Genomic DNA, 20379 nt, shown 5'->3' with positions numbered 1-20379 from the left:
CCGCGACTGCGTCGCGCCTATGTCGCATCAAGGCGCGGCGCGGGGAAGCCACCGGGCGGGGAGGGCGGGCGCCTCCCCGTCAGGCCCTCAGGCCGCCGCCTGTTCGAGCGTCGGCGCCACGTCCTGCAGCGTCACGCGGCGCATGTCGCGCGGATAGGTGGTGTCCTCGAAGGGCCGCGCGCGGTGCAGCGTGCAGCGATTGTCCCACATCACCAGGTCGTGCTGCGTCCAGTGATGGCGATAGACGAACTCGCGCTGCGTCGCGTGCTCCATCAGGTCGCGGATCAGCGCCATCCCTTCGGGCACCGGCATGCCCTCGACACGGCCGATATGGGAGGAGAGGTAGAGCGCGACGCGCCCCGATCCCGGATGGCGCCGCACCAGGCGCTGCGGCACCGGGGCGAAGGCCTTCTTCTCCTCCTCGGTGTAGGCGTCGAAGCCGAGCTGCGCGCGCGAGTAGATCAACGAATGCCAGCAGACGAGGTCCTTCACCTTCGCCTTGGTCCTCTCGGGCAGCGCGTCCCAGGCGGCGCGCATGTCGGCGAACTCGGTCTCCCCGCCCTCGGGCGGGACCACGCGCGCATGCAGCATGGAATAGAGCGCGGGCGTCGCCTTGAAGGAGGAATCGCTGTGCCACAGCCGGTTGCCCAGGGCGAACATCCGCCGCCGGTCGTCGGCGGGCAGCAGCGAGCCGTCGGTGTCGAGGTTGGAGATGTCGTTCATCTCCCGGTGCTTCAGCCGGTGCTTGTGGGCGTCCACCACCGCGCGCGTCGGCTCGAGCGGGCCGAGGGCGCGGCCGAATGCCATCTGCTGGTCGTCGTCCAGCGCCTGGCCGGGGAAGACCAGCACCGCGTAGCGGTCCATCGCGCGGTGGATCTCCTCGGCCATGCCGGGCGGGAGCGGCTCGCGGAGGTCCACGCCGGTCGCCTCGGCGACGAAGAGCGGATGCAGCGGCTTGAGCGTGAGCGGCATGGCGGACGTCCTTCCTCGCGCCCGGTCCGCGGCCGGCGGCCGGGCTTTCCCGCGAGAGCGTCGCGCCGCCCGCCACGCGCGGTCAAGCGGGCAGCGGCGGGCGCCTCTCCCACCAGCCCGCCGCGCGTTCATAGGCATGGGCGATGCGGAACAGGCGCGCCTCGTCGAAGGCGGCGCCGACGAAGGAGAGGGAAAGCGGCATCCCGCCCTCCCCGAAGCCGCAGGGCAGGACGATGGCGGGATGCCCGGTGGCGTTGAAGGCGCTGGTCATCGGGTGCGCCTTGCGGAAGGGGCCTTCGTCCACCTCCTCGACGAGCGGTGCTGCGGCGGGGCTGCCGGCGCAGAGGATGGCGTCGCACGCACCGAGCACCGCATCCACCTCGGCCGTGACGAGGCGGCGCAGCCGCTGCGCCTGGACGTAGTCGGCGCCGGAGACGAAGGCGCCCATCATCAGCCGCTCGCGCGTGACGCGGCCGTATTCCGCCGCGCGGTGGCGCAGCCATTCCGCATGGATGGCGAAGCCCTCGGCGAGCAGGATGGTCTGCGCGACGGCATCCGTCCGCCGCCGCGCCGGCAGCGTCACCTCGACCACCCGCGCGCCGAGGGATTCCAGGAGCGCGCAGGCGGCGTCGAGCGCCGCCAGCGTCTCCTCCGCCACGCCCGACTCGATGTCGAAGGCCCGCGCCCGCCCGATCGTCATGCCCGCCACGCCATCCGCGATGCCGGCGAGGTAGTCGGGCACCGGCTCCTCCGCCGAACCCGGGTCGAGCGGGTCATGGCCCGCCAGCGCCTGCATGGCCAGGGCGCAGTCCTCGACCGTGCGTGCGAGCGGCCCGGCATGGTCGAGCGTGAAGGAGAGCGGGAAGACGCCGCGCCGGCTCACGCGCCCGTAGGTCGGCTTCAGCCCCACGATGCCGCAATAGGATGCCGGCAGCCGGATGGAACCGGCCGTGTCGCTGCCGAGCGCGAGCCCGACCATGCCCGCCGCCACCGCGACGCCGGAACCGGAGGACGAGCCGCCCGCGAAGCGCGCCGGATCCCAGGGGTTTCGCGCATTCGGGAAGGGCAGTTCGTCGGTCGGCCCGCCGCGCGCGAATTCATGCGTCGAGAGCTTGCCGATCAGCACCATGCCGGCGGCTTCGAGGCGGCGTGTCGTCTCGGCGTCCTCGCCCGCCATGGTCTGCAGCATCAGCCGCGAATGGCAGGTCGTGGGCAGGCCCGCGGCGTCATAGATGTCCTTGAGCGCATAGGGGATGCCGTGCAGCGGCCCGCGCCGCCGGCCGGCGCGGATCTCCGCCTCGGCCGCGCGCGCGGCGGCCAGCGCGCGCTCCTTCGCCACGGTGATGAAGGCATGCAGCGCAGTATCGAGCGCGGCGATGCGCGCCAGCGCCGCCTCGGTGAGCGCGACCGGGGAGAGGCTGCCCGCCGCGATGGCGCGCGAGGCCTCGGCAAGCGAAGGGACGGGGCCGCCCGTCATCACCGCCCCGGCGTCCGCTTCTGGCGCAGCCCGAAGGCAGGCTCGGTGGCGGGCGGCAGCGGTTCCTCGAGCGTCGCGCGCATGACGCGCCAGGCGAGGAAGCCCTCGAACATGGCCGCGCGCCGCTCGGGCGGCAGGCTCAGCCCGGCACGGGCGAGGGCGATGTCGAATTCGGTCTCGGGGTCGGGGATGGGCACGCGGCGCCTCCGGCCTTGATCCGCCGTGCGCCGACCGCCTGCTCCCCTTCCCGCAGGCTGGACCCGCGGCGCTGCGCGGTCAAGCGCCCCGCTGCTACCGGCGCAGCTCCATCTGGATGGGGCCTTCGCGCTCGCCGCGCGCGAACTGGTCCACCATGGCATTGCCGGTCGCGCCCAGCGTGGATGCCGGGCCGGTCCAGACGATGCGGCCCTTGTGCAGCATCGCGGCATCGTCGCCAATGCGCCGCGCGCTCGCCATGTCGTGGGTGATGCTGACGGCGGTCGCGCCGAGGCGCTTGACCACGTCCACGATCAGCCCGTCGATCACCGCGCCCATGATGGGGTCGAGGCCGGTGGTGGGCTCGTCGAAGAAGATGATGTCCGGCTGCGCGGCGATGGCGCGGGCGAGGCCCACGCGCTTCTGCATCCCGCCCGAAAGCTCGGCCGGGGAGAGGTCCCCCACGCTTGCGGCGAGCCCGACCTGCGCCAGCACCTCCGCCGCCTTGTCGCGGGCCTTGGCGCGCGTGATGCGCTTCTGCGCCAGCAGCTTGAAGCAGACATTCTCCCAGACCGGCAGGCTGTCGAACAGGGCGCCGTTCTGGAACAGCATGCCGATGCGGTCGTTCAGTTCCTCGCGCTCGCGCCGCTTCATCGAGAGCACGTCGCGGCCATCCACCTCGATGCGGCCGGCATCGGGCGTGATGAGGCCGAGCACGCACTTGATCGTGACCGACTTGCCCGAGCCCGAGCCGCCCAGGATGACCATGCCGTGGCCCGCGCGGATGTCGAGGTCCACGCCGTCGAGCACCTTCTTCTCGCCGAAGGCCTTCGCGAGGCCGCGCAGGCGGATCTTCGGGACCTCGCCGCTCATGTGCCGAAGAACATCTCGGTGATGATGTAGTCGAGCGCGAGGATCAGGATCGAGGAGGCGACCACGGCCGTGGTGGTCGCAGCACCCACGCCCTGCGCGCCGCCCCGGCTGGTGTAGCCGCACCAGCAGCCCATCAGCGTGATGACGAAGCCGAACACCGCCGCCTTCACGAGGCCCGAAACCACGTCCATCACCTCGAGGAAATCCATCGTCGCCTTGAGGTAGCCGCCCGAGGAGAAGCCGAGCTTGGTGGTGCCGATCAGCCAGCCGCCCATCACGCCGAGGATGTCGGCGACCAGCACCAGGAAGGGCATCGCGATCAGGCCCGCGAGCAGGCGCGGGGCGACCAGATACTTCATGGGATTGGTGGAGAGCGTCGTCAGCGCGTCGATCTGGTCGGTCACGCGCATGGTCCCGATCTCGGCCGCGAAGGAGGCGCCGATGCGCCCGGCCACCATCAGCGAGGCGATCACGGGCCCGAGTTCGCGCGTGATGGAGAGCACCACGACGTTCGCCACCGCGCCCTCGGCGTTGAAGCGCGCGAAGCCGGTATAGGATTGCAGCGCCAGCACCATGCCGGTGAACACCGCGGTGAGCGCCACCACGGGCAGGGAGAAGTAGGCGATCTCGGCCAGGTGCTTGAGGAACAGGCGCCCGTAGAAGGGCGGCCGCAGCAGGTGCGACACGCCTTCGAGCGCGAAGAGCGCGACCGCGCCCACCGTCCGGCAGGCTGCCAGCACGGCGCGCCCGATCGCGGCGACGGGGTTCAGCACGAGGTCCAAGGCGCTCAGACCCCGATATGGCGGCGGGCGTAGCGCGAGCCGAGGGAGGTGAGGATCTCGTAGCCGATCGTGCCCGCGCGCGCCGCCACCTCGTCGGGCGAGCAGCCCGGCCCGCCGATCAGCGTCAGGCTGTCACCTGCGGAGATCCCGGGCAGGTCGGTGACGTCGAAGGTGGTGAGATCCATGGACACCCGTGCAACGAGAGGAACCGGCTGGCCGCGGAACGCCGCGACCGCACGGCCGGAGAGGCTTCTCAGGTAGCCATCCGCGTAGCCCGCCGCAACCGTGGCGATGCGCGACGGCCGCGCGGCGGTCCAGCTCGCGCCGTAGCCGACGCTGGCGCCGGCGGGAATCTCGCGCACCTGCAGAACCGGTGCATCGAGCCGGAGCACCTGGCGCATCGGGTTCGCCGCCTGCGGCGTCGGGTTGATGCCATAGAGCGCGCAGCCCGGCCGCGCGAGGTCGGAGGCGAAGCCGGGGCCGAGGAACAGCCCCGAGGAATTGGCGAAGGACCGCCGCGCGGGCGGCAGCGCCGCGCAGGCCGCTGCGAAGCGCTCGGCCTGCAGGGCGTTGAGCGGATGCTCCGGCTCGTCCGCGCAGGCGAGGTGGGTCATGACGTAGAGCAGCTCCACCCCGGCCAGCATCGCGTGATCGGCGGCGAGCGCGGCGAGTTCCCGCGCATCGAGGCCGAGCCTCGCCATGCCCGTGTCCACATGCAGGATCGCCCGCCGCGCCACGCCGCAGGCGCGGCCCGCCGCGGCATGGGCCTCTACCTCGGCGAGGCTGTTCATCACCGGCACCAGCGCCGCATCGCCATCCGCGCCGGGCGGGAAGCCTTCGAGCACCGCGATCATCGGCCGCGGGCCGAGGATGCCGCGCAGCGCGAGGCCCTCGGTCAGGCAGGCGACGAAGAAATGCCGGCAGCCGGCATCGCGCAGGGCCGGCGCGACCGCCGCCATGCCGAGGCCGTAGGCATCCGCCTTCACCACCGCCGCGACCGCCCCGGGCGCGCCGCGCGCGGCGAGGTCGCGCCAGTTCGCCACGATCGCGGCCAGATCCACCGTCAGCAGCGGCTGGCCGAAGAGCGGCTCAGCCACGCTGGGACTCGTCGTGATGGGTGTCGAGATCGCCGAAGCGCGTGAACTCGGCCTCGAAGAACAGCTTGATGGTCCCGGTCGGGCCGTGGCGCTGCTTGGCGATGATCAGCTCCGCCTTGTTGTGCGCCAGCTCCATGTCCTTCTGCCACTTCTCGACCGCCTCGTGGAACTTCTCGGGGTTGTCGTAGGCGAGTTCCTTCGGCGCGCGCTGGGCGAGGTAGTAGTCGTCGCGATAGACGAACATCACCACGTCGGCGTCCTGCTCGATCGAGCCGGATTCGCGCAGGTCGGAGAGCTGCGGCCGCTTGTCCTCGCGGCTCTCGACCTGGCGCGAGAGCTGCGAGAGCGCGATCACCGGCACCGAGAGCTCCTTCGCGATCGCCTTCAGCCCCTGGGTGATCATCGAGATCTCTAGCACGCGGTTCTCCGCCCGCGTTCCCGCCGCGGGGCGCATGAGCTGGAGGTAGTCCACCACCACGAGGTCGAGCCCGCGCGTGCGCTTGAGCCGCCGGCAGCGCGTGCGCAGCGCCGAGATGGTGATGGCCGGCGTGTCGTCGATGAAGATCGGCAGGGAGGCGAGCTCGCGGCTGACCTCAACGAAACGGTCGAAGTCGCGCTGGCCGATCTCCCCGCGGCGGATGCGGTCGCCGGAGATGCGCGCCTCCTCCGACAGCAGGCGGGTGGCGAGCTGGTCGGCGCTCATTTCGAGCGAGAAGATGGCCACACCGCCCCTGGGCACGGCGTTCGGGTCCGTCTCGCGCGCCTCGCGCAGGATGGCCTTGGCCGCGCCGAAGGCGATCTTGGTCGCGAGCGCGGTCTTGCCCATGCCCGGCCGCCCCGCGACGATCAGCAGGTCGGACGGGTGCAGCCCGCCCATCTTGGCGTCGAGGTCGCGCAGACCCGTCGGCAGGCCGGAGACGCCGCCCGGCGTGGAGAAGGCCTTGGCGGCCATCTCGACCGCCGCGACCAGCGCGCGCTCGAAGGCGATCGGCCCGCCCTGGGCGCCGGCCCCGTCCTTCGAGAGGTCGAACAGTGCCTGCTCCGCCGCCTCGAGCTGGCCGGCCGCATCGAGCCCGGGCTCGGCCCCGAAGGCGCGGTTGACCACCACCTCCCCGAGGTCGATGAGCTGGCGGCGCAGCCAGGCGTCATGGATGACGCGCCCGTATTCCCCGGCATTGATGATGCCGACCATGGCCGAGAGGAGCTGCGCGAGATAGGCCGGCCCGCCGACCTCGTCGAGCAGGCCGGAATGCTCGAACTCGGCGCGCAGGGTGACGACATCCGCGAGCTGGCCGGCCTCGATCCGCCGCTGGATCGCCTCGTAGATCCGGCCATGGACCGGGTCGGCGAAGTGCTCGGGCGCGAGGAACTCCGAGACGCGCTCATAGGCCTTGTTGTTGGCGAGCAGCGCGCCGAGCAGCGCCTGCTCCGCCGCGAGGTTGGAGGGAGGCAGGCGCTGCGACAGGCCGAGCAGGCCGCCCGTGCCGGATTCGATCTCGTACATGGGCGCAGTCTAGACGCTTCCGCTCCCGCCCGCGCCGTGTGGAAGCTGTGGAACCTGTGGATCATGCGCCGCCGCCGCGCGCGCCGGCCATCACGCGGCGGTGAACGGCGCCGGGGCGGCCTTACGCCGATTCCGCGACCCGGCCCGGGGCCTCCGCGGCCGCGATGTAGTCGCGCGTGAGCGGCACCGCGTCCTGCCGCCGGGCGAGCTGCATCTGCCAGACCATGTGCCCGCCGCGGCGGAAGGCGAGCTCGCAGCCGGCGAGGTAGAACTCGAACATGCGGCAGAAGCGCTCGTCGTAGAGGCTCGCGATGGCGTCGCGGTTGCCCGCGAAGCGCGCGCGCCACTCGGCCAGCGTCCGCGCGTAGTGCAGGCGCAGGATCTCGATGTCGGTGACGAAGAGCCGCGCCTTCTCGACCGCCGGCAGCACCTCCGACAGCGCCGGCGAATAGCCGCCGGGGAAGATGTATTTCGCGAGCCAGGGATTCGTCGCCCCCGGCCCGTCGGAGCGCCCGATGGCATGGATCAGCGCCACGCCGTCCTCCTTCAGCGCGGCGCGGACGGTCGTGAAGAAGCGGCGGTAGTGGTCGATGCCGACATGCTCGAACATGCCGACCGAGACGATGCGGTCCACGGGGCGCGTCCAGGCGCGGTAGTCCATCAGCTCGAAGCGCACGCGCCCGGAAAGGCCCGCCTCCGCCGCCCGCCGGCGCGCGGCGGCGAGCTGTTCCTCCGACAGGGTGATGCCGGTGACGCGCGCGCCGTGATCGCGCGCGAGCGTGATCGCCATCCCCCCCCAGCCGCAGCCGATGTCGAGCACCTCGAGCCCCGGCCGGTCGAGCAGCAGCTTGGCCGCGATGTGGCGCTTCTTGGCCGCCTGCGCCTCCTCGAGGCTCTCCCGCCCGGTGCGGAAATACGCGCAGGAATACTGCATGTCCCGGTCGAGGAAGAGCGCGTAGAGCCGGCCGTTCAGGTCGTAGTGGTGCGCGACGTTGCGCCGCGCCCGCCGCGCGGGGTTGAGCTGGTCGAGCCGGCGCCGCGCCATCCGCCACAGCTCCATCACGCGCTCGCCCGGATGCGTGCCGCCGGCCTCGAGGTTCATCACCAGCAGGTCGAGCAGCGCGAAGAGGCTGCAGCCCTCGGGCGCGATCTCCCCGTCCATGTAGCCTTCACCCAGCGCCAGCGCGGGATTGAAGGTCATGCCGCGCAGCGCGCGGGCGGTGCGGATGCTCATGGCGGCAGCGGGTTCGCCGCCGGTGCCGTAGCGGCGTTCGGTGCCGTCAGGGTAGCGCACGGTGAGCGTGCCGTGCCGGATCAGGCGCCTGAGCGCGAGGTGGAGCAGCATGCGGTCTCCTCCCTTTGGCGGGAGGAGCATCGCAAACCACGCATCTTCAAGGGAAGGGGCGTGTTGCGCCCCGCAGGCGCGAGGGCAGGGCCACCCCCTGCCCGCAGGCCGGGCCCGCGCCGGGCGGCGCGGCCCCGGCCCGGCGGCTCAGCGCGCGGCCTCGGCCTGGCCGGCGGCCAGTTCGGCGGCGAGCTCGGCCTCGAGGCTCGCGGCTTCCGCCTCGGCCTCGGCCTCCACGCGCTCGCCGCGCGCCTGCTTCTCGGCTTCTTCCGGAGAACGGGCGACGTTCACCACCACCGGGATCGAGACCTCCGGGTGCAGCGCGACCTGCACGGTCACGAGGCCGACCGCCTTGATCGGCTGGCCGAGCAGCACCTGGTCGCGCGCGACGGTGAGGCCCGCCGCGGTGCAGGCCTCGGCGATGTCGCGGGTGGAGACGGAGCCGTAGAGCGCGCCGCTCTCGCCCGCCTGGCGGATGATGACGACCGAGAGGCCGGCCACGCGCTCGGCGACGCGCTCGGCCTCCTCGCGGCGCTTGAGGTTCTGCGCCTCGAGCTGCGCGCGCTGGGCCTCGAAGCGTTCGAGGTTCGCCTTGGTCGCGCGGATCGCCTTGCCGCTGGGCAGCAGGAAGTTGCGCGCGTAGCCGGGGCGGACCTTCACCACCTCGCCCATCTGGCCGAGCTTGTCCACGCGCTGCATCAGGATGAGTTCGATCATGTCGTGCCTCCGGGCGGGCTCGTGCGCCGCCCCCATTGCTCGTAGAAACCGAAGGCCGTCACCGCGATCGCGGCCGGCACGCTGAGGATGACCAGCCCGGCGTAGAAGGCGCCGAGCATGAAGCCGCGGCCCGGCCGCCCGGCCGAGCGGCGATGCACCGCGGCGATGCCCTGCAGGAAGACCGGCAGCAGCAGCACCAGGAGGACCGAGAGGGCGACCACGTTGCCCTCGCCGCCGAAGGCGAGCCAGAAGGCCGCGCCCGCGCCGGGCAGGGCGGGGTACCAGCCGGGCAGGCGCACCTCGCTCCAGCGCGGCGTGGGCGCGAGCGCGAGGCCCGAGCGCGCCAGCGCCGACTGCGCCGCCGCCCCGTTGACCGAGAGCGAGACCGCCGACCAGAAGCCGAGCGCGGCCGCCATCACCTGCGCGAGCTCGTCCACCGGCATCTGCCCCGGCGCCGTGCCCATGCGGGCCAGTCCCTGGGTGATCGCCTGGCGCATCGCGCCCTCGAGCCCGCCGGGCGTGCCCGAGAAGGCGACGGCCGAGCCGATGATGACCACCGCCGGCCAGATGCCGAGCACCGCGAGCGGCAGCCCGGGGTCGATCCGCCCCTGGCGGAAGCCGAGGGAGACCAGCAGCAGCGCCGGCACCGCGAAGGCGACGAGGAAGACGACCGTGGGCAGGAAGCCCGCCACCGCGAGGTGGATCGCCGCGGCGAGGCTCGCGGCCGCGGCCATCGCCCCCGGCCCGAAGCCGAGCCCGGCGCCGAAGAGCGGCAGCGGCGTCAGCCAGAAGGCGGCGAAGCCGAGCGGCAGCCCGCGCATGGCCCAGAGCGAGAGCACGGCGGCCGCAAGGCCCGCCGCCGCTCCCGCCAGCCAGCGCGGATTGCTCAGCAGCCCGCCCATGGCCTGCTCAGTCGTTGATCACGTAGGGCAGCAGGGCCAGGAAGCGGGCGCGCTTGATGGCCTGGGCCAGCTCGCGCTGCTTCTTGCCGGAGACCGCCGTGATGCGGGACGGGACGATCTTGCCGCGCTCGCTGAGGAAGCGGGAGAGCAGGCGGACGTCCTTGTAGTCGATCTTCGGCGCCTGCGGCCCGGAGAAGGGGCAGGACTTCTTGCGCCGGTAGAACGGGCGGCGGGCGCCCACGGCGGGGCGGCGGGCGGCCGGGGAGAGGTCGATGCTGTCGGACATGATGGCTTACTCCTCGCCGCCCTGAAGGCCCTCGGCCTCGTCGCGCGGACGGGCCCGGAATTCCTCGCGGTCGTCGCCGCGCTCGCGGCCGCGGCCGGAACCGAAGCGGCCGGCCGGGCGGGGGCCGCGGAAGCCGCGCTCGCGGTCGTCGCCGCGCTTGGCGAGCACCGCGGAGGGCGCCTCGTCGATCGCCTCGACGCGCACGGTCAGGCTGCGCAGCACGTCCTCGTTCAGGCCGAGCTGGCGCTCGACCTCCGGCAGCGCCGCGGCGGGCGCGTCGATGCCGAGGAGCATGTAGTGCCCCTTGCGGTTCTTCTTGATCTTGTAGGCGAGGCCGCGCAGGCCCCAGTACTCGCGCTTCTTCACCTCGCCGCCGCCTTCGGCGACCAGGCCCGCGACCTGATCGGCGATCGCCTCGACCTGCTGCTGGGTGACATCGTTGCGCGCGATGAACACGCATTCGTAGAGCGGCATGTGATCTCCCTGTGGCTGTCTCAGCCCTGGCCCCGGGACGGGGCACGCAAACGGGCATAGCCGGGCGCGTGCCTCGCACCCGGCAGGGGAGGGCGGCGTAAAGCACGGGCGGCAAGCGAAAGCAACCCCGAAGGCCCGCCGCGGTTGACAAGCGGGCGAGCGGGCCGCATCCCGCGCGCCCTGAACGCCGAAACAACCAACGGAACCCGCAGGACATGGCCATCGCCTTCGTCTTTCCCGGCCAGGGCAGCCAGGCCGTCGGCATGGGCCGCGACCTCGCCGACGCCTTCCCCGCCGCCCGCCACGTCTTCCAGGAGGTGGACGACGCGCTCTCTCAGAAGCTCTCGAAGCTGATGTGGGAAGGCCCGCAGGAGGAGCTGACGCTGACCGCCAATACCCAGCCCGCGCTGATGGCCCATTCGCTGGCCGTGGTGCGCGCCCTCGAGGCCGAGGGCGGCTTCCGCCTCGCCGAGCGCGTCGCGCTGGTGGCCGGCCATTCGCTCGGCGAATACAGCGCGCTCACCGCCGCCGGCGCCTTCGACATCGCCACCGCCGCGCGCCTGCTGCGCCTGCGCGGGGAGGCGATGCAGAAGGCGACCCCGCCCGGCACCGGGGCCATGGCCGCGCTGCTGGGTGCCGAGATCGACCTCGCGCGCGAGATTTGCGCCGCCGCCGCCCCCGACCCCGAGACCGGCCGCGCCGAGGTCGTCGAGGCCGCCAACGACAATGGCGGCGGGCAGGTGGTGATCTCCGGCGCCAAGGCCGCGGTCGAGCGCGCCATCGAGGTGGCGAAGGAGCGCGGGGTGAAGCGCGCGATGCTGCTGCCCGTCTCCGCCCCCTTCCACTGCGCGCTGATGGCCCCGGCCGCCGATGCGATGGCCGAGGCGCTCGCCAAGGCCGATCTGCGCGCCCCGGCCGTGCCGGTCGTCGCCAACGTCACCGCCGCCAAGGCGACCGACCCGGCCGGGATCCGCGACCTGCTGGTCAAGCAGGTGACCGGCACGGTGCGCTGGCGCGAATGCGTCGCCGCCATGGCCGCGATGGGCTGCGACCGCTTCGTCGAGGTGGGCGCGGGCAAGGTGCTCACCGGCCTGATGAAGCGCAACGCCCCCGAGGCCACGGCGCTGTCCATCGGCACGCCCGCCGAAGTCGAAGCCTTTCTGAAGTCGCTCTGAGGAGACGCGCGCATGTTCGACCTGACCGGCAAGACCGCGCTCGTCACCGGCGCCACCGGCGGAATCGGGGAGGCCATCGCCACCGCCCTGCACCGCCAGGGGGCGACGGTCGCCATCACCGGGCGGCGCGAGGCGGAACTCGCCCGCGTGGCCGAGGCACTGGGCGGGGCGCGCGTGATCGTCGCGCCGGCCGACCTCGCCGATCCGGCCGCGCCCGCCGCGCTTGTCGAGAAGATCGAGGCCGAGGCCGGCGGACCCGACATCCTGGTGAACAATGCCGGCTTCACCCGCGACATGCTGGCGCTGCGCATGGGCGACGCCGACTGGAACGCGGTGCTGGAGGTGGACCTGACGGCGCCCTTCCGCCTCGCCCGCGCCGCCCTGCGCGGGATGATGAAGAAGCGCCACGGGCGAATCGTCTCCATCGCCTCGATCGTCGGCGTGACCGGCAATGCGGGACAGGCGAACTACGCCGCGGCCAAGGCGGGGCTGATCGGCATGTCGAAGTCTCTGGCGCAGGAAGTCGCGACGCGCGGCGTGACGGTGAACGTGGTCGCCCCGGGCTTCGTGAAGACCGCGATGACCGATGCGCTGAACGAGCAGCAGAAGGCCGCGCTGCTCGCCCGCATCCCGACCCAGCGCATGGGCACGCCCGAGGACATCGCCGCGGCGGTGGTTTTCCTTGCGTCCGAGGAGGCGGGCTGGATCACTGGCCAGACCATCCACGTCAATGGCGGGATGGCGATGATCTGACGCAGCGCGGGAGGCCCCCGCTCCCGCCCGGCCCGCCCGCCCCTGCCCGAGGTGCCCGTCTGCATGAGCAACCCGCCCGTCGCCCTCGCCCGCTGGGGCTCCTTCCATGTCGGCGGGCGGGAGGTGCGCGTGGCCGGAGAGCCGCCGCGCGAGGTGCTGTTCACCCCCGGCAGCGCGCCGGCGCTCCTCGACCCCAACGGCACCTACCTGGTCGGCGCGATGTATGCGCAGGTCATGGAACCGGCGCCCAGGCGCGGCACGGTGCCGCTGATGCTCTGGCACGGCGGCGGGCTGACCGGCGCCTGCTGGGAGACAACGCCGGACGGGCGCGAGGGCTGGCAGCATTTCTTCCTCCGCCAGGGCTGGGAGGTGGTGGTCGGCGACGCGGTGGAACGCGGCCGTTCGGGCTGGACGCGCATCCCGGAGGAGACGGGCGGCGTGCCGGTCACGCTGACGGTCGAGAATCCCTGGCAGCGCTTCCGCATCGGCCCCGGCACGCCGCAGGAGGGGCGGGTCTTCCCCGGCCAGCAGTTCCCCGCCGATGCGCAGTCCTGGCGCAACTTCATCCGCGGCTGCGTGCCGCGCTTCACCACCACCGACGAGTTGACCCTCGCGGCCTATGGCGCGCTGCTCGGCCGCATCGGGCCCTCCGTCGTGGTGGCGCACAGCCAGGGCGGCTTCTTCGCCTGGCGCGCGGCGCAGGAATGGCCGGAGAAGGTGCGGGCGCTGGTGCTGGTGGAACCCGCCTCGACCGGCCTCGCCGGGAAGGTGGCGGCGCTCGCCGACATCCCGGTGCTGATGATCTACGGCGACTACATCGAAGGCGATCCGCGCTGGCCGGCGATCCGCGCCCGCGGCCTCGCCTTCGCCGAGGCGGTGCGCGCGGCGGGCGGGCAGGTGGAGGTGGTGGACCTGCCCGCGATCGGCATCACCGGCAACAGCCACATGATCATGATGGACCGCAACAGTGACGCAGTGGCGGGGCTGGTGCAGGAATGGCTGGCGCGGCGGGGTCTCCACGCGTGACCATCGGGTTGCGGAGGCCCGGACGGCCGGCGCCCCTCCGCTGGCCGCTCAGCGCGGCGCGGCCGCCCGTTCCAGCCGGTCGTTGATCGCCGCGCCCAGCCCCTCCGCCGGGACCGGCATCACGGCGATGCGTTTGAGCCCCCGCCGCCGCCCTTCCGCATCCAGCCAGCGCAGCCCGGCGAACAGCCGCGCGGCCGCCTCGCGCAGGTCGCGCGCTTCGCTCATCTGCCAGGTCGCCCCCGCGCCAGGCAGGGCCGGGCCGAAGGCGAGCAGCGCCTCGTCCGGCGCGACATCCCGCGCCTCGAGCCGCACCGGCAGCGACGGCGCGTAGTGCGAGAGCATCATCCCCGGCGAGCGCAGCGTGCGCGTCGCTTCGGCGGCAGCGAGCGGCACGGGCCGCGAGACGCGGCCGATCACGGCCTCGATCGCCTCGGCCGGCACCCCGCCGGGCCGCAGCAGCGCCGCCCCTCCGGCCGCGAGGTCGAGCACGGTGCTCTCCACCCCCACCGCGCAGGGCCCGCCATCGAGCACCGCGGCGATGCGCCCGCCGAGCCCATCCAGCACATGCTCCGCCGTGGTCGGGCTCACCTGGCCCGAGCGGTTGGCCGATGGCCCGGCCACCGGCACCGCGGCCGCGCGCAGCAGCGCGAGCGCCAGCGGATGCGCCGGCACCCGCACCGCGAGCGTGTCGAGGCCCGCGCCCGCCAGCAGGTCGATCTGGCACCCCGGGCGGCGCGGCAGCACCAGCGTCAGCGGCCCGGGCCAGAAGCGTTCCGCCAGCGCCCGCGCGCGCTCGTCCGCCAGGACCTCCTCGAAGGCCGCCGCGGCATCGGGGAAATGGCAGATCAGCGGGTTGAAGTGCGGCCTGCCCTTGGCCTCGAACACCGCGGCGACGGCCCGCCCGTTCCGCGCATCGGCGCCGAGGCCATAGACCGTCTCGGTCGGGAAGGCGACGAGCTCGCCCGCGCGCAGCAGGGCTGCGGCGCGATCCACCTCGCCCGGGCCGAGCAGCAGCGTCACGCCCGCCCGCCCTCGCAGACGAAGCCGGGATTGGCCCAGCCCGGCTTGCCGTAGGTCAGCGGCCCGCCCCCTTCCAGCAGGCGGATGCTGCCGCCCGCGGCCTCGAGCACGGCCTGCGGCCCGGCGGTGTCCCATTCCATGGTCCGGCCGAAGCGCGGATAGAGGTCGGCCGTGCCCTCCGCGACGCGGCAGACCTTCTCGGCCGAGCCGATATTGACCACCTTCGCGACGCGCCGCCCGGCGAGGAAGCGGTCCATGCGCGGGTCGTCCCGGTAGTGGTGGCTGCCCATCACGACGAGGCCCTCCGGCGGCGCGGGGCGCACGGCGATGGCGCGGGTGCCGGCGGCATCGCGCTTGAAGGCCCCGGCGCCGGGGCGGCCCCAGAAGACCTCCTCCGTTGCGGGGATGGCGACGGCGCCGAGCACCGCGCGGCCATCCTCCACGAGGCCGATATTGACCGTGAAGTTGTCGCGCCCGGCGGCGAATTCCCGCGTGCCGTCGAGCGGGTCCACCAGCCAGAAGCGCCGCCCGGGATCGGCCGGCGCGGTGCCGGCCTCGATCTCCTCCTCCGCGATCACGGGGATGCCGGGCGCGGCGGCGCGCAACCCTTCCACGATCAGCGCCTCGGCGATGCGGTCCGCCTCGGTGACCGGCGAGCGGTCGGATTTGCGCTCCACCGCGAAGCCCGCCGCGCGCACGGCGTTGATCGCATGGGCGGCCTTGCCGGCGAGGTCGGCGGCGAGCGCGAGCAGGTCGTCATGGGTCATGGGGCGCGGGTGTGGCCCCCTCAGGCGCGCCCGGCAAGCCCCGGCCCTGGCCGGGGGGCGGTGCGCTGCGTAAGGTGCGCCGTCACACGGTTGCCGCCACGGAGTCCCCATGCCCGACATCGCCTTCGTCAAGCCCGCCCTGCCGCGCGCCGGCGCGCTCGTGCTGCCCGTCGCCGAGGACGCCGCGCTCACGGGCCTTGGCAAGCAGGCGGACGAGGCGACAGGCGGGGCGATCGCGCGCGGCCTCGACGCGGCGAAGTTCAAGGGCCGCAAGGGCCAGAGCGCGACGCTCTGGGCGCCCGGCGCGGGTTTCACGAAGGTCGTCGCGGTCGGGCTCGGCAAGGCGGCCGATCTCGCCGCGACCGGCGCCGAGGCGGCCGGCGGGGCGATCGCCGCGGCCATCGCCCAGGAGCGCGAGGCCACCATCGCCGCCGAGGGCCTCGCGCCCGGCCTCGCCGCCTCGCTCGCCCTGGGGCTGAGGCTGCGCGCCTACCGCTTCGACCGCTACCGCACCACCGAGAAGGAGGAGGACAAGCCGAAGCTCGAGCGCGTGGCCGTCGCCGCCTCCGACGTGGCCAAGGCCAAGGCCGCCTTCGCGCCGATGCAGGCGGTGGCCGACGGCGTCTTCCTCACCCGCGACCTCGTGAGCGAGCCGCCCAACGTCCTGACCCCGGCCGAATGCGCCGAGCGCTGCAAGGCGCTGACCAGGCTCGGCGTCGAGGTCGAGATCCTCGGCCCGAAGGAGATGAAGAAGCACGGCTTCGGCGCGCTGCTCGGCGTCGCGCAGGGCAGCGCCAACGAGCCGCGCATGGTGGTGATGAAGTGGTCCGGCGCGCCCAAGGGCAAGAAGGGCAAGCCGCTCGCCTTCATCGGCAAGGGTGTCACCTTCGACACCGGCGGCATCTCCATCAAGCCGGCGGCGGGGATGGAGGACATGAAGTGGGACATGGCCGGCGCCGGCACGGTGATCGGCCTGATGGCGGCACTCGCCGGGCGCAAGGCGCGCGCGGACGTGGTCGGCATCGTCGGGCTGGTGGAGAACATGCCGTCGGGCACCGCGCAGCGGCCGGGCGATGTCGTGACCACGGCCTCCGGCCAGACGGTCGAGGTGATCAACACCGACGCCGAGGGCCGGCTCGTGCTGGCCGATGTCATCCACTACTGCATCGAGAAGCACGACCCGCGCTTCATGGTGGACCTCGCCACGCTGACGGGTGCCATCATCATCGCCCTCGGCCACGAGCATGCCGGGCTGTTCAGCAACGACGACACGCTCGCCCAGCGCATCGAGGCCGCGGGCAAGGCCGTCGGCGAGGCGGCCTGGCGGATGCCGCTCGGCGAGGCCTACGACAAGCAACTGAAGTCCGACATCGCGGACATGAAGAACGTGGGCGGGCGTCCCGGCGGCGCGATCACCGCGGCGCAGTTCATCCAGCGCTTCGTGCAGGGCAAGCCGTGGGCGCATCTCGACATCGCCGGCACCGCCTGGGCCACCAAGGACCAGCCCACCGTGCCGAAGGGCGCCACCGCCTATGGGGTGCGGATGCTCGACCGGCTGGTGGCCGACCACTACGAGGGGTGAGCCGCCGCCCGCGCCGCGCGCCCGCATGATCGAGGTCCGCTTCCGCCAGGGACCGCCCGGCGAGGGCCTGCCCTGCATCGTGCCGGTCGCCCCCGCCGCGCCGCCGCGCGCCGTTGCCAAGGCCATCGCCGCCGCGCGCTTCAACGGGCGGCCCGAGGAGGTGCTCGACCTCGCGGGGCCGCCGCGGCGCATCCTGGTGGGGCTCGGGGCGGCGCGCACGCCGGCGGGCTTCGAGCGCGCCGGCGCGGCAGCGGCGCTCGCGGCGGGGGAGGCGACGGGCCTCGCCCTCGATGCGGGCGAACTCGGCCCGGAGGAGGCGGCGGCGATGGCCGCGGGGGTGGCCCTCGCCTGCTGGCGCTTCGAGGCGCTGAGGACGCGGCCGACGCCGAAGGCGCCGCGCCGCCTCGTGGTCCATGCGCGCGACGCCGCGGCGGCCGAGGCGGCCTTCGCGCCGCGCGCGGCGGGCGTGGCCGGCTGCCTGTTCGCCCGCGACCTGGTGGCCGAGCCGGCGAACCGCCTGACGACGCGCCGCTTCGCCGAACGCCTCGCGGCGCTGGAGGCCGACGGGCTCGACGTCACGATCCACGGCCGCGGCTGGCTGAAGCGGCACGGCTTCGGCGCGCTGCTTGCCGTCGGCGGGGCGAGCGCCGAGCCGCCGCGCCTCGCGGTGCTGCGCTGGCGCGGCGTGCTGCCTGTCCCGCCCGTGGCCTTCGTGGGCAAGGGGATCGTGTTCGACACCGGGGGAATCTCGATCAAGCCCGCGGAGGGGATGGAGGCGATGCGCGCGGACATGGCCGGTGCCGCCGCCTGCGCCGGGGCGATGCTGGCGCTCGCGCGCCGCCGTTCGCCCGCCCCGGCGGTCGCGGTGCTGGCCATCGCGGAGAACGCCACCGGCGCCGCCGCCTTCCGGCCCGGCGACGTGATCCGCACCGCCTCGCGCCGCACGGTCGAGGTGGTGGACACCGACGCCGAAGGGCGCCTCGTGCTCGCCGACGCCCTGCACCATGCCGTCACCGCCTTCCGCCCCGGGGCGGTGATCGACCTCGCGACGCTGACCGGGGCGATCGTGACCGCCCTCGGCCATCATCGCGCCGGGCTGTTCGGCACGGATGCCGCGCTGCTCGCCGCCGTGGCCGCGGCGGGGGAGGAGGTGGGCGAGCCCGTCTGGCCCATGCCCATCGGCGACCGGCACCGCGAGGATCTGCGCTCGGAGATCGCGGATCTGCGGCAATGCGTGCCTGCGGGCAGCGGCGCCTTCGGCGGGCGGCTGATCCCCGATGCCTGCCATGCCGCGGCCTTCCTGCGGGAGTTCGCGGGGCCGGCGCCCTGGGCGCATCTCGACATCGCCGGGCTCGATACGATGGAGGCCGCCCATGCGCTCGGACCCGCCGGGCCGAGCGGCTTCGGCGCCCGGTTGCTCGACCGACTGGTGGCCATGCGCTTCGAGGCGGAGCCGTGACCGAGATCGGCTTCTACCACCTCACCCGCACGCCGCTCGCGGCCGCACTGCCGCGGCTGCTCGGCCGCGTCCTGGCATCGGGCGGCCGCGCCTTCGTGCTGTGCGGGGAGGCGGAGCGGGCCAGCGCGCTCGACGCCGCGCTCTGGACATGCCCCGAGCCCGACTGGCTGCCGCACGGCCTCGCGGGCGGGGAGAACGACGCCCTGCAGCCGGTGCTGATCGGCACCGAGGACGTGCCGGCGGCGAATGGCGCGCGCTTCCTCTTCCTGGTGGAAGGCGCGGCCAGCGCGCGGCTGAGCGACTACGACCGGGTGTTCGACCTCTTCGACGGCAGCGACGAGGCCGCGGTGTCCGCCGCGCGCGGCCGCTGGTCCGCCGCGAAGGCCGCCGGCCACGCCCTCACCTACTGGCAGCAGGGCGCGGGCGGCTGGGAGAAGCGGGGGTGAACCTCGCGGAACGGGGGCCGTTTGCACCGCAAAGTGACGCTCCGCATCCCGCCGCTTGCTGCTAGGCTGATGGCGTCGCGGCAACGGCTACCGGGAGCCCCGTCCGTCGCGCGCCCCTTGGCCAAGGATGGAGCCCCCGCATGCCCGAGACGTCCCTCACCGGCGGCGACGACCTCTTCTCCGCGCCCGGCGCACAGGCCGACATCATCTTTGGCCTGGGCGGCAACGACACGATCCTCGGCAACGACGCAGATGATTCGATCCTCGGCGGCGACGGGAACGACCTCCTTGATGGCGGCAGCCAGAACGACACGCTGCGGGGCGAGGCCGGGGACGACACGCTCGTCTCGAGCAGCGGCAACAACCTTCTCGACGGCGGCACCGGCGACGATTCCATCCTCGGCGGCCCGCAGGAGGAGACGCTGCTCGGCGGCGACGGGAACGACACCATCATCGGCGCGGGTGCGGCCGACCTGATCGAGGGCGGGGCGGGGGACGACAGCCTCGTCGCCGGCAATTTCGGCGCGACCACGCTGATCGGCGGCGCCGGGAATGACGTGCTGGTGGCCAATGGCGACATCACGATCATGTTCGGCGGCGGCGGGGACGACACCTTCACCGCCCTGACCGGCAACTACGGCGACAAGTACATCTCGGGCGGCGGCGGCGCCGATGTCGCGGTGTTCGGTGGCACCTACGATCCGGCCAACTGGGTGGTCGAGCAGGGCACATTCCAGGGCCTGCCCTACGAGGCCTACTACCAGATCCCGTTCAGCTACCGCGTGTACTTCCACCAGTTCGAAGGGGATCTCATCTTCGACGACGGCCGCTTCCCGGTCGTTGTGCCCTGCTTCGCGGAAGGCACGATGATCCTCACCGCCGCGGGCGAGCGGCCGGTCGAGACCCTGCGCGCGGGCGATCTGGTGGCGACCGCCTCGGGGCGCGGCGCGCCGTTCAAGCCGGTCCGCTGGATCGGGCGGCGGCGGGTGGACCTCGCCGCGCATCCGCGCCCGGCTTCGGTCGCGCCGGTGCTCGTGATGCCGGGGGCGCTCGGCGAGGGCACGCCGCACCGCCCGCTCAGGCTTTCGCCCGACCATGCGGTGCGGGTGGGGGGCGCGCTGGTGCCGGTGGGGCTGCTGACCGACGGGCGCGGCATCGTCCAGGATATCGCCTGCCGGACGGTCACGAATTTCCATGTCGAGTTGTTCGCGCACGACCTGCTGGTCAGCGACGGCGCCGTGACCGAATCCTTCGTCGCGGCCGGCAACCGGCAGGCCTTCGAGAATGCCGGCACGATGGCCGTGCTGCACGCCGATTTCGCGCCGGCGCCCGGCACCGCCCCGGCCATGCCGCGCTGCCTGCCGCTGGTGACGGAGGGGCTGGCGCTCGAGGCGGCGCGCGCGAGCCTGGCGCGACGCGCGGCCGCGATGAACCCGCGCGGCCGCCTGAGCGCCGCCTGACGCCGCGGCGAAGCCGCACTCGCGCGCGGCCCCCGGCACGGCGGGCATGGGATGGTCGGCTGCCCGC

At 73.6% G+C, this 20379-nt stretch carries 21 protein-coding genes; 7 read left to right on the top strand and 14 right to left on the bottom strand.

The genetic code is table 11. From position 1 onward, the window contains the following. Positions 1-87 precede the first annotated feature (87 nt). The 12 genes from FHS88_RS07095 to rpsF form a co-directional block, all read right to left on the bottom strand. A complete protein-coding gene (locus FHS88_RS07095; protein ID WP_184482951.1) occupies positions 88-972 on the bottom strand; it encodes a TauD/TfdA dioxygenase family protein in 885 nt (294 codons plus the stop codon). 82 nt (positions 973-1054) lie between these two features. Then, the gene (locus FHS88_RS07090; RefSeq protein WP_184482948.1) at positions 1055-2449 is read right to left on the bottom strand and encodes an amidase; all 1395 of its coding nucleotides are present in this window, start codon (positions 2447-2449) and stop codon (positions 1055-1057) included. Beyond that, on the bottom strand, positions 2449-2646 hold the full coding sequence (locus tag FHS88_RS07085; RefSeq protein ID WP_184482946.1) for a hypothetical protein: 198 nt from the start codon (positions 2644-2646) through the stop codon (positions 2449-2451). Before FHS88_RS07085 ends, FHS88_RS07090 begins: the two co-directional genes overlap by 1 nt. 94 nt (positions 2647-2740) lie before the next feature. Further along, complete coding sequence (locus tag FHS88_RS07080) at positions 2741-3517, bottom strand: ABC transporter ATP-binding protein (RefSeq protein WP_184482943.1); 777 nt, start codon at positions 3515-3517, stop codon at positions 2741-2743. After that, positions 3514-4299 (bottom strand): MlaE family ABC transporter permease, encoded by a 786-nt coding sequence (locus FHS88_RS07075; protein ID WP_184482940.1) that lies wholly within the window; start codon positions 4297-4299, stop codon positions 3514-3516. The genes FHS88_RS07080 and FHS88_RS07075 overlap by 4 nt, the downstream gene beginning before the upstream one ends. A gap of 5 nt (positions 4300-4304) precedes the next feature. After that, positions 4305-5396 (bottom strand): alanine racemase, encoded by a 1092-nt coding sequence (alr, locus tag FHS88_RS07070; protein ID WP_338146455.1) that lies wholly within the window; start codon positions 5394-5396, stop codon positions 4305-4307. Continuing rightward, complete coding sequence (locus FHS88_RS07065) at positions 5389-6900, bottom strand: replicative DNA helicase (protein WP_184482937.1); 1512 nt, start codon at positions 6898-6900, stop codon at positions 5389-5391. Before FHS88_RS07065 ends, alr begins: the two co-directional genes overlap by 8 nt. A gap of 121 nt (positions 6901-7021) precedes the next feature. Further along, positions 7022-8245 (bottom strand): SAM-dependent methyltransferase, encoded by a 1224-nt coding sequence (locus FHS88_RS07060; RefSeq protein WP_184482934.1) that lies wholly within the window; start codon positions 8243-8245, stop codon positions 7022-7024. Positions 8246-8392: 147 nt separating this feature from the next. Next, on the bottom strand, positions 8393-8962 hold the full coding sequence (gene rplI, locus FHS88_RS07055) for a 50S ribosomal protein L9 (protein WP_184482932.1): 570 nt from the start codon (positions 8960-8962) through the stop codon (positions 8393-8395). Next, on the bottom strand, positions 8959-9864 hold the full coding sequence (locus tag FHS88_RS07050; RefSeq protein ID WP_184482929.1) for a DUF2232 domain-containing protein: 906 nt from the start codon (positions 9862-9864) through the stop codon (positions 8959-8961). The genes rplI and FHS88_RS07050 overlap by 4 nt, the downstream gene beginning before the upstream one ends. Positions 9865-9871: 7 nt before the next feature. Further along, positions 9872-10150 (bottom strand): 30S ribosomal protein S18, encoded by a 279-nt coding sequence (gene rpsR / locus FHS88_RS07045; RefSeq protein WP_184482926.1) that lies wholly within the window; start codon positions 10148-10150, stop codon positions 9872-9874. A gap of 6 nt (positions 10151-10156) precedes the next feature. After that, the gene (gene rpsF / locus FHS88_RS07040; protein ID WP_184482923.1) at positions 10157-10624 is read right to left on the bottom strand and encodes a 30S ribosomal protein S6; all 468 of its coding nucleotides are present in this window, start codon (positions 10622-10624) and stop codon (positions 10157-10159) included. A 215-nt stretch (positions 10625-10839) separates the two neighbouring features. Between rpsF and fabD the strand changes: the two genes are divergently transcribed. The 3 genes from fabD (at position 10840) to FHS88_RS07025 (ending at position 13578) form a co-directional block, all read left to right on the top strand. After that, entirely contained in the window at positions 10840-11799 is a 960-nt protein-coding gene (gene fabD, locus FHS88_RS07035) for an ACP S-malonyltransferase (protein ID WP_184482920.1), read from the top strand. 12 nt (positions 11800-11811) lie between these two features. After that, positions 11812-12552, top strand: coding sequence for a 3-oxoacyl-[acyl-carrier-protein] reductase (gene fabG / locus FHS88_RS07030; RefSeq protein WP_184482917.1), 741 nt, complete (start codon positions 11812-11814; stop codon positions 12550-12552). A gap of 63 nt (positions 12553-12615) precedes the next feature. Continuing rightward, on the top strand, positions 12616-13578 hold the full coding sequence (locus tag FHS88_RS07025; protein WP_184482912.1) for an alpha/beta fold hydrolase: 963 nt from the start codon (positions 12616-12618) through the stop codon (positions 13576-13578). 48 nt (positions 13579-13626) lie between these two features. On the opposite strand, the gene FHS88_RS07020 is transcribed toward FHS88_RS07025, so the two are convergent. Both FHS88_RS07020 and cysQ read right to left on the bottom strand, forming a co-directional pair. Then, positions 13627-14598, bottom strand: coding sequence for an L-threonylcarbamoyladenylate synthase (locus tag FHS88_RS07020; RefSeq protein ID WP_184482909.1), 972 nt, complete (start codon positions 14596-14598; stop codon positions 13627-13629). Further along, positions 14595-15365 (bottom strand): 3'(2'),5'-bisphosphate nucleotidase CysQ, encoded by a 771-nt coding sequence (gene cysQ, locus FHS88_RS07015; RefSeq protein WP_184482906.1) that lies wholly within the window; start codon positions 15363-15365, stop codon positions 14595-14597. The genes FHS88_RS07020 and cysQ overlap by 4 nt, the downstream gene beginning before the upstream one ends. Positions 15366-15474: 109 nt before the next feature. Here cysQ and FHS88_RS07010 point away from each other — a divergent pair, with 109 nt between their 5' ends. From FHS88_RS07010 to FHS88_RS06995, 4 genes are all read left to right on the top strand, one after another. Beyond that, positions 15475-16947, top strand: a complete 1473-nt coding sequence (locus FHS88_RS07010) for a leucyl aminopeptidase (protein ID WP_184482903.1) — start codon at positions 15475-15477, stop codon at positions 16945-16947. A 25-nt stretch (positions 16948-16972) separates the two neighbouring features. Beyond that, positions 16973-18406, top strand: coding sequence for a leucyl aminopeptidase family protein (locus FHS88_RS07005; protein ID WP_184482900.1), 1434 nt, complete (start codon positions 16973-16975; stop codon positions 18404-18406). Continuing rightward, positions 18403-18852 (top strand): DNA polymerase III subunit chi, encoded by a 450-nt coding sequence (locus FHS88_RS07000; protein WP_184482897.1) that lies wholly within the window; start codon positions 18403-18405, stop codon positions 18850-18852. Before FHS88_RS07005 ends, FHS88_RS07000 begins: the two co-directional genes overlap by 4 nt. Positions 18853-18992: 140 nt before the next feature. Then, positions 18993-20312, top strand: coding sequence for a Hint domain-containing protein (locus tag FHS88_RS06995; protein WP_184482894.1), 1320 nt, complete (start codon positions 18993-18995; stop codon positions 20310-20312). Positions 20313-20379 lie beyond the last annotated feature (67 nt).

Origin of the sequence: Neoroseomonas alkaliterrae (assembly GCF_014199195.1) — a bacterium.
Classification (GTDB): domain Bacteria; phylum Pseudomonadota; class Alphaproteobacteria; order Acetobacterales; family Acetobacteraceae; genus Neoroseomonas; species Neoroseomonas alkaliterrae.
The sequence above is the reverse complement of the archived record's forward strand: the minus strand, read 5'-3'. Positions and strand labels throughout refer to the sequence as shown.

Excerpts from the sequence above, each read along its gene's own strand:
- FHS88_RS07095 (WP_184482951.1), bottom strand. The coding sequence starts at position 972 with ATGCCGCTCACGCTCAAGCCGCTGCATCCGCTCTTCGTCGCCGAGGCG.
- FHS88_RS07090 (WP_184482948.1), bottom strand. The coding sequence starts at position 2,449 with ATGACGGGCGGCCCCGTCCCTTCGCTTGCCGAGGCCTCGCGCGCCATC.
- FHS88_RS07080 (WP_184482943.1), bottom strand. The coding sequence starts at position 3,517 with ATGAGCGGCGAGGTCCCGAAGATCCGCCTGCGCGGCCTCGCGAAGGCC.
- FHS88_RS07065 (WP_184482937.1), bottom strand. The coding sequence starts at position 6,900 with ATGTACGAGATCGAATCCGGCACGGGCGGCCTGCTCGGCCTGTCGCAG.
- FHS88_RS07060 (WP_184482934.1), bottom strand. The coding sequence starts at position 8,245 with ATGCTGCTCCACCTCGCGCTCAGGCGCCTGATCCGGCACGGCACGCTC.
- rplI (WP_184482932.1), bottom strand. The coding sequence starts at position 8,962 with ATGATCGAACTCATCCTGATGCAGCGCGTGGACAAGCTCGGCCAGATG.
- FHS88_RS07050 (WP_184482929.1), bottom strand. The coding sequence starts at position 9,864 with ATGGGCGGGCTGCTGAGCAATCCGCGCTGGCTGGCGGGAGCGGCGGCG.
- rpsR (WP_184482926.1), bottom strand. The coding sequence starts at position 10,150 with ATGTCCGACAGCATCGACCTCTCCCCGGCCGCCCGCCGCCCCGCCGTG.
- rpsF (WP_184482923.1), bottom strand. The coding sequence starts at position 10,624 with ATGCCGCTCTACGAATGCGTGTTCATCGCGCGCAACGATGTCACCCAG.
- fabD (WP_184482920.1), top strand. The coding sequence starts at position 10,840 with ATGGCCATCGCCTTCGTCTTTCCCGGCCAGGGCAGCCAGGCCGTCGGC.
- fabG (WP_184482917.1), top strand. The coding sequence starts at position 11,812 with ATGTTCGACCTGACCGGCAAGACCGCGCTCGTCACCGGCGCCACCGGC.
- FHS88_RS07025 (WP_184482912.1), top strand. The coding sequence starts at position 12,616 with ATGAGCAACCCGCCCGTCGCCCTCGCCCGCTGGGGCTCCTTCCATGTC.
- cysQ (WP_184482906.1), bottom strand. The coding sequence starts at position 15,365 with ATGACCCATGACGACCTGCTCGCGCTCGCCGCCGACCTCGCCGGCAAG.
- FHS88_RS07010 (WP_184482903.1), top strand. The coding sequence starts at position 15,475 with ATGCCCGACATCGCCTTCGTCAAGCCCGCCCTGCCGCGCGCCGGCGCG.
- FHS88_RS07005 (WP_184482900.1), top strand. The coding sequence starts at position 16,973 with ATGATCGAGGTCCGCTTCCGCCAGGGACCGCCCGGCGAGGGCCTGCCC.
- FHS88_RS06995 (WP_184482894.1), top strand. The coding sequence starts at position 18,993 with ATGCCCGAGACGTCCCTCACCGGCGGCGACGACCTCTTCTCCGCGCCC.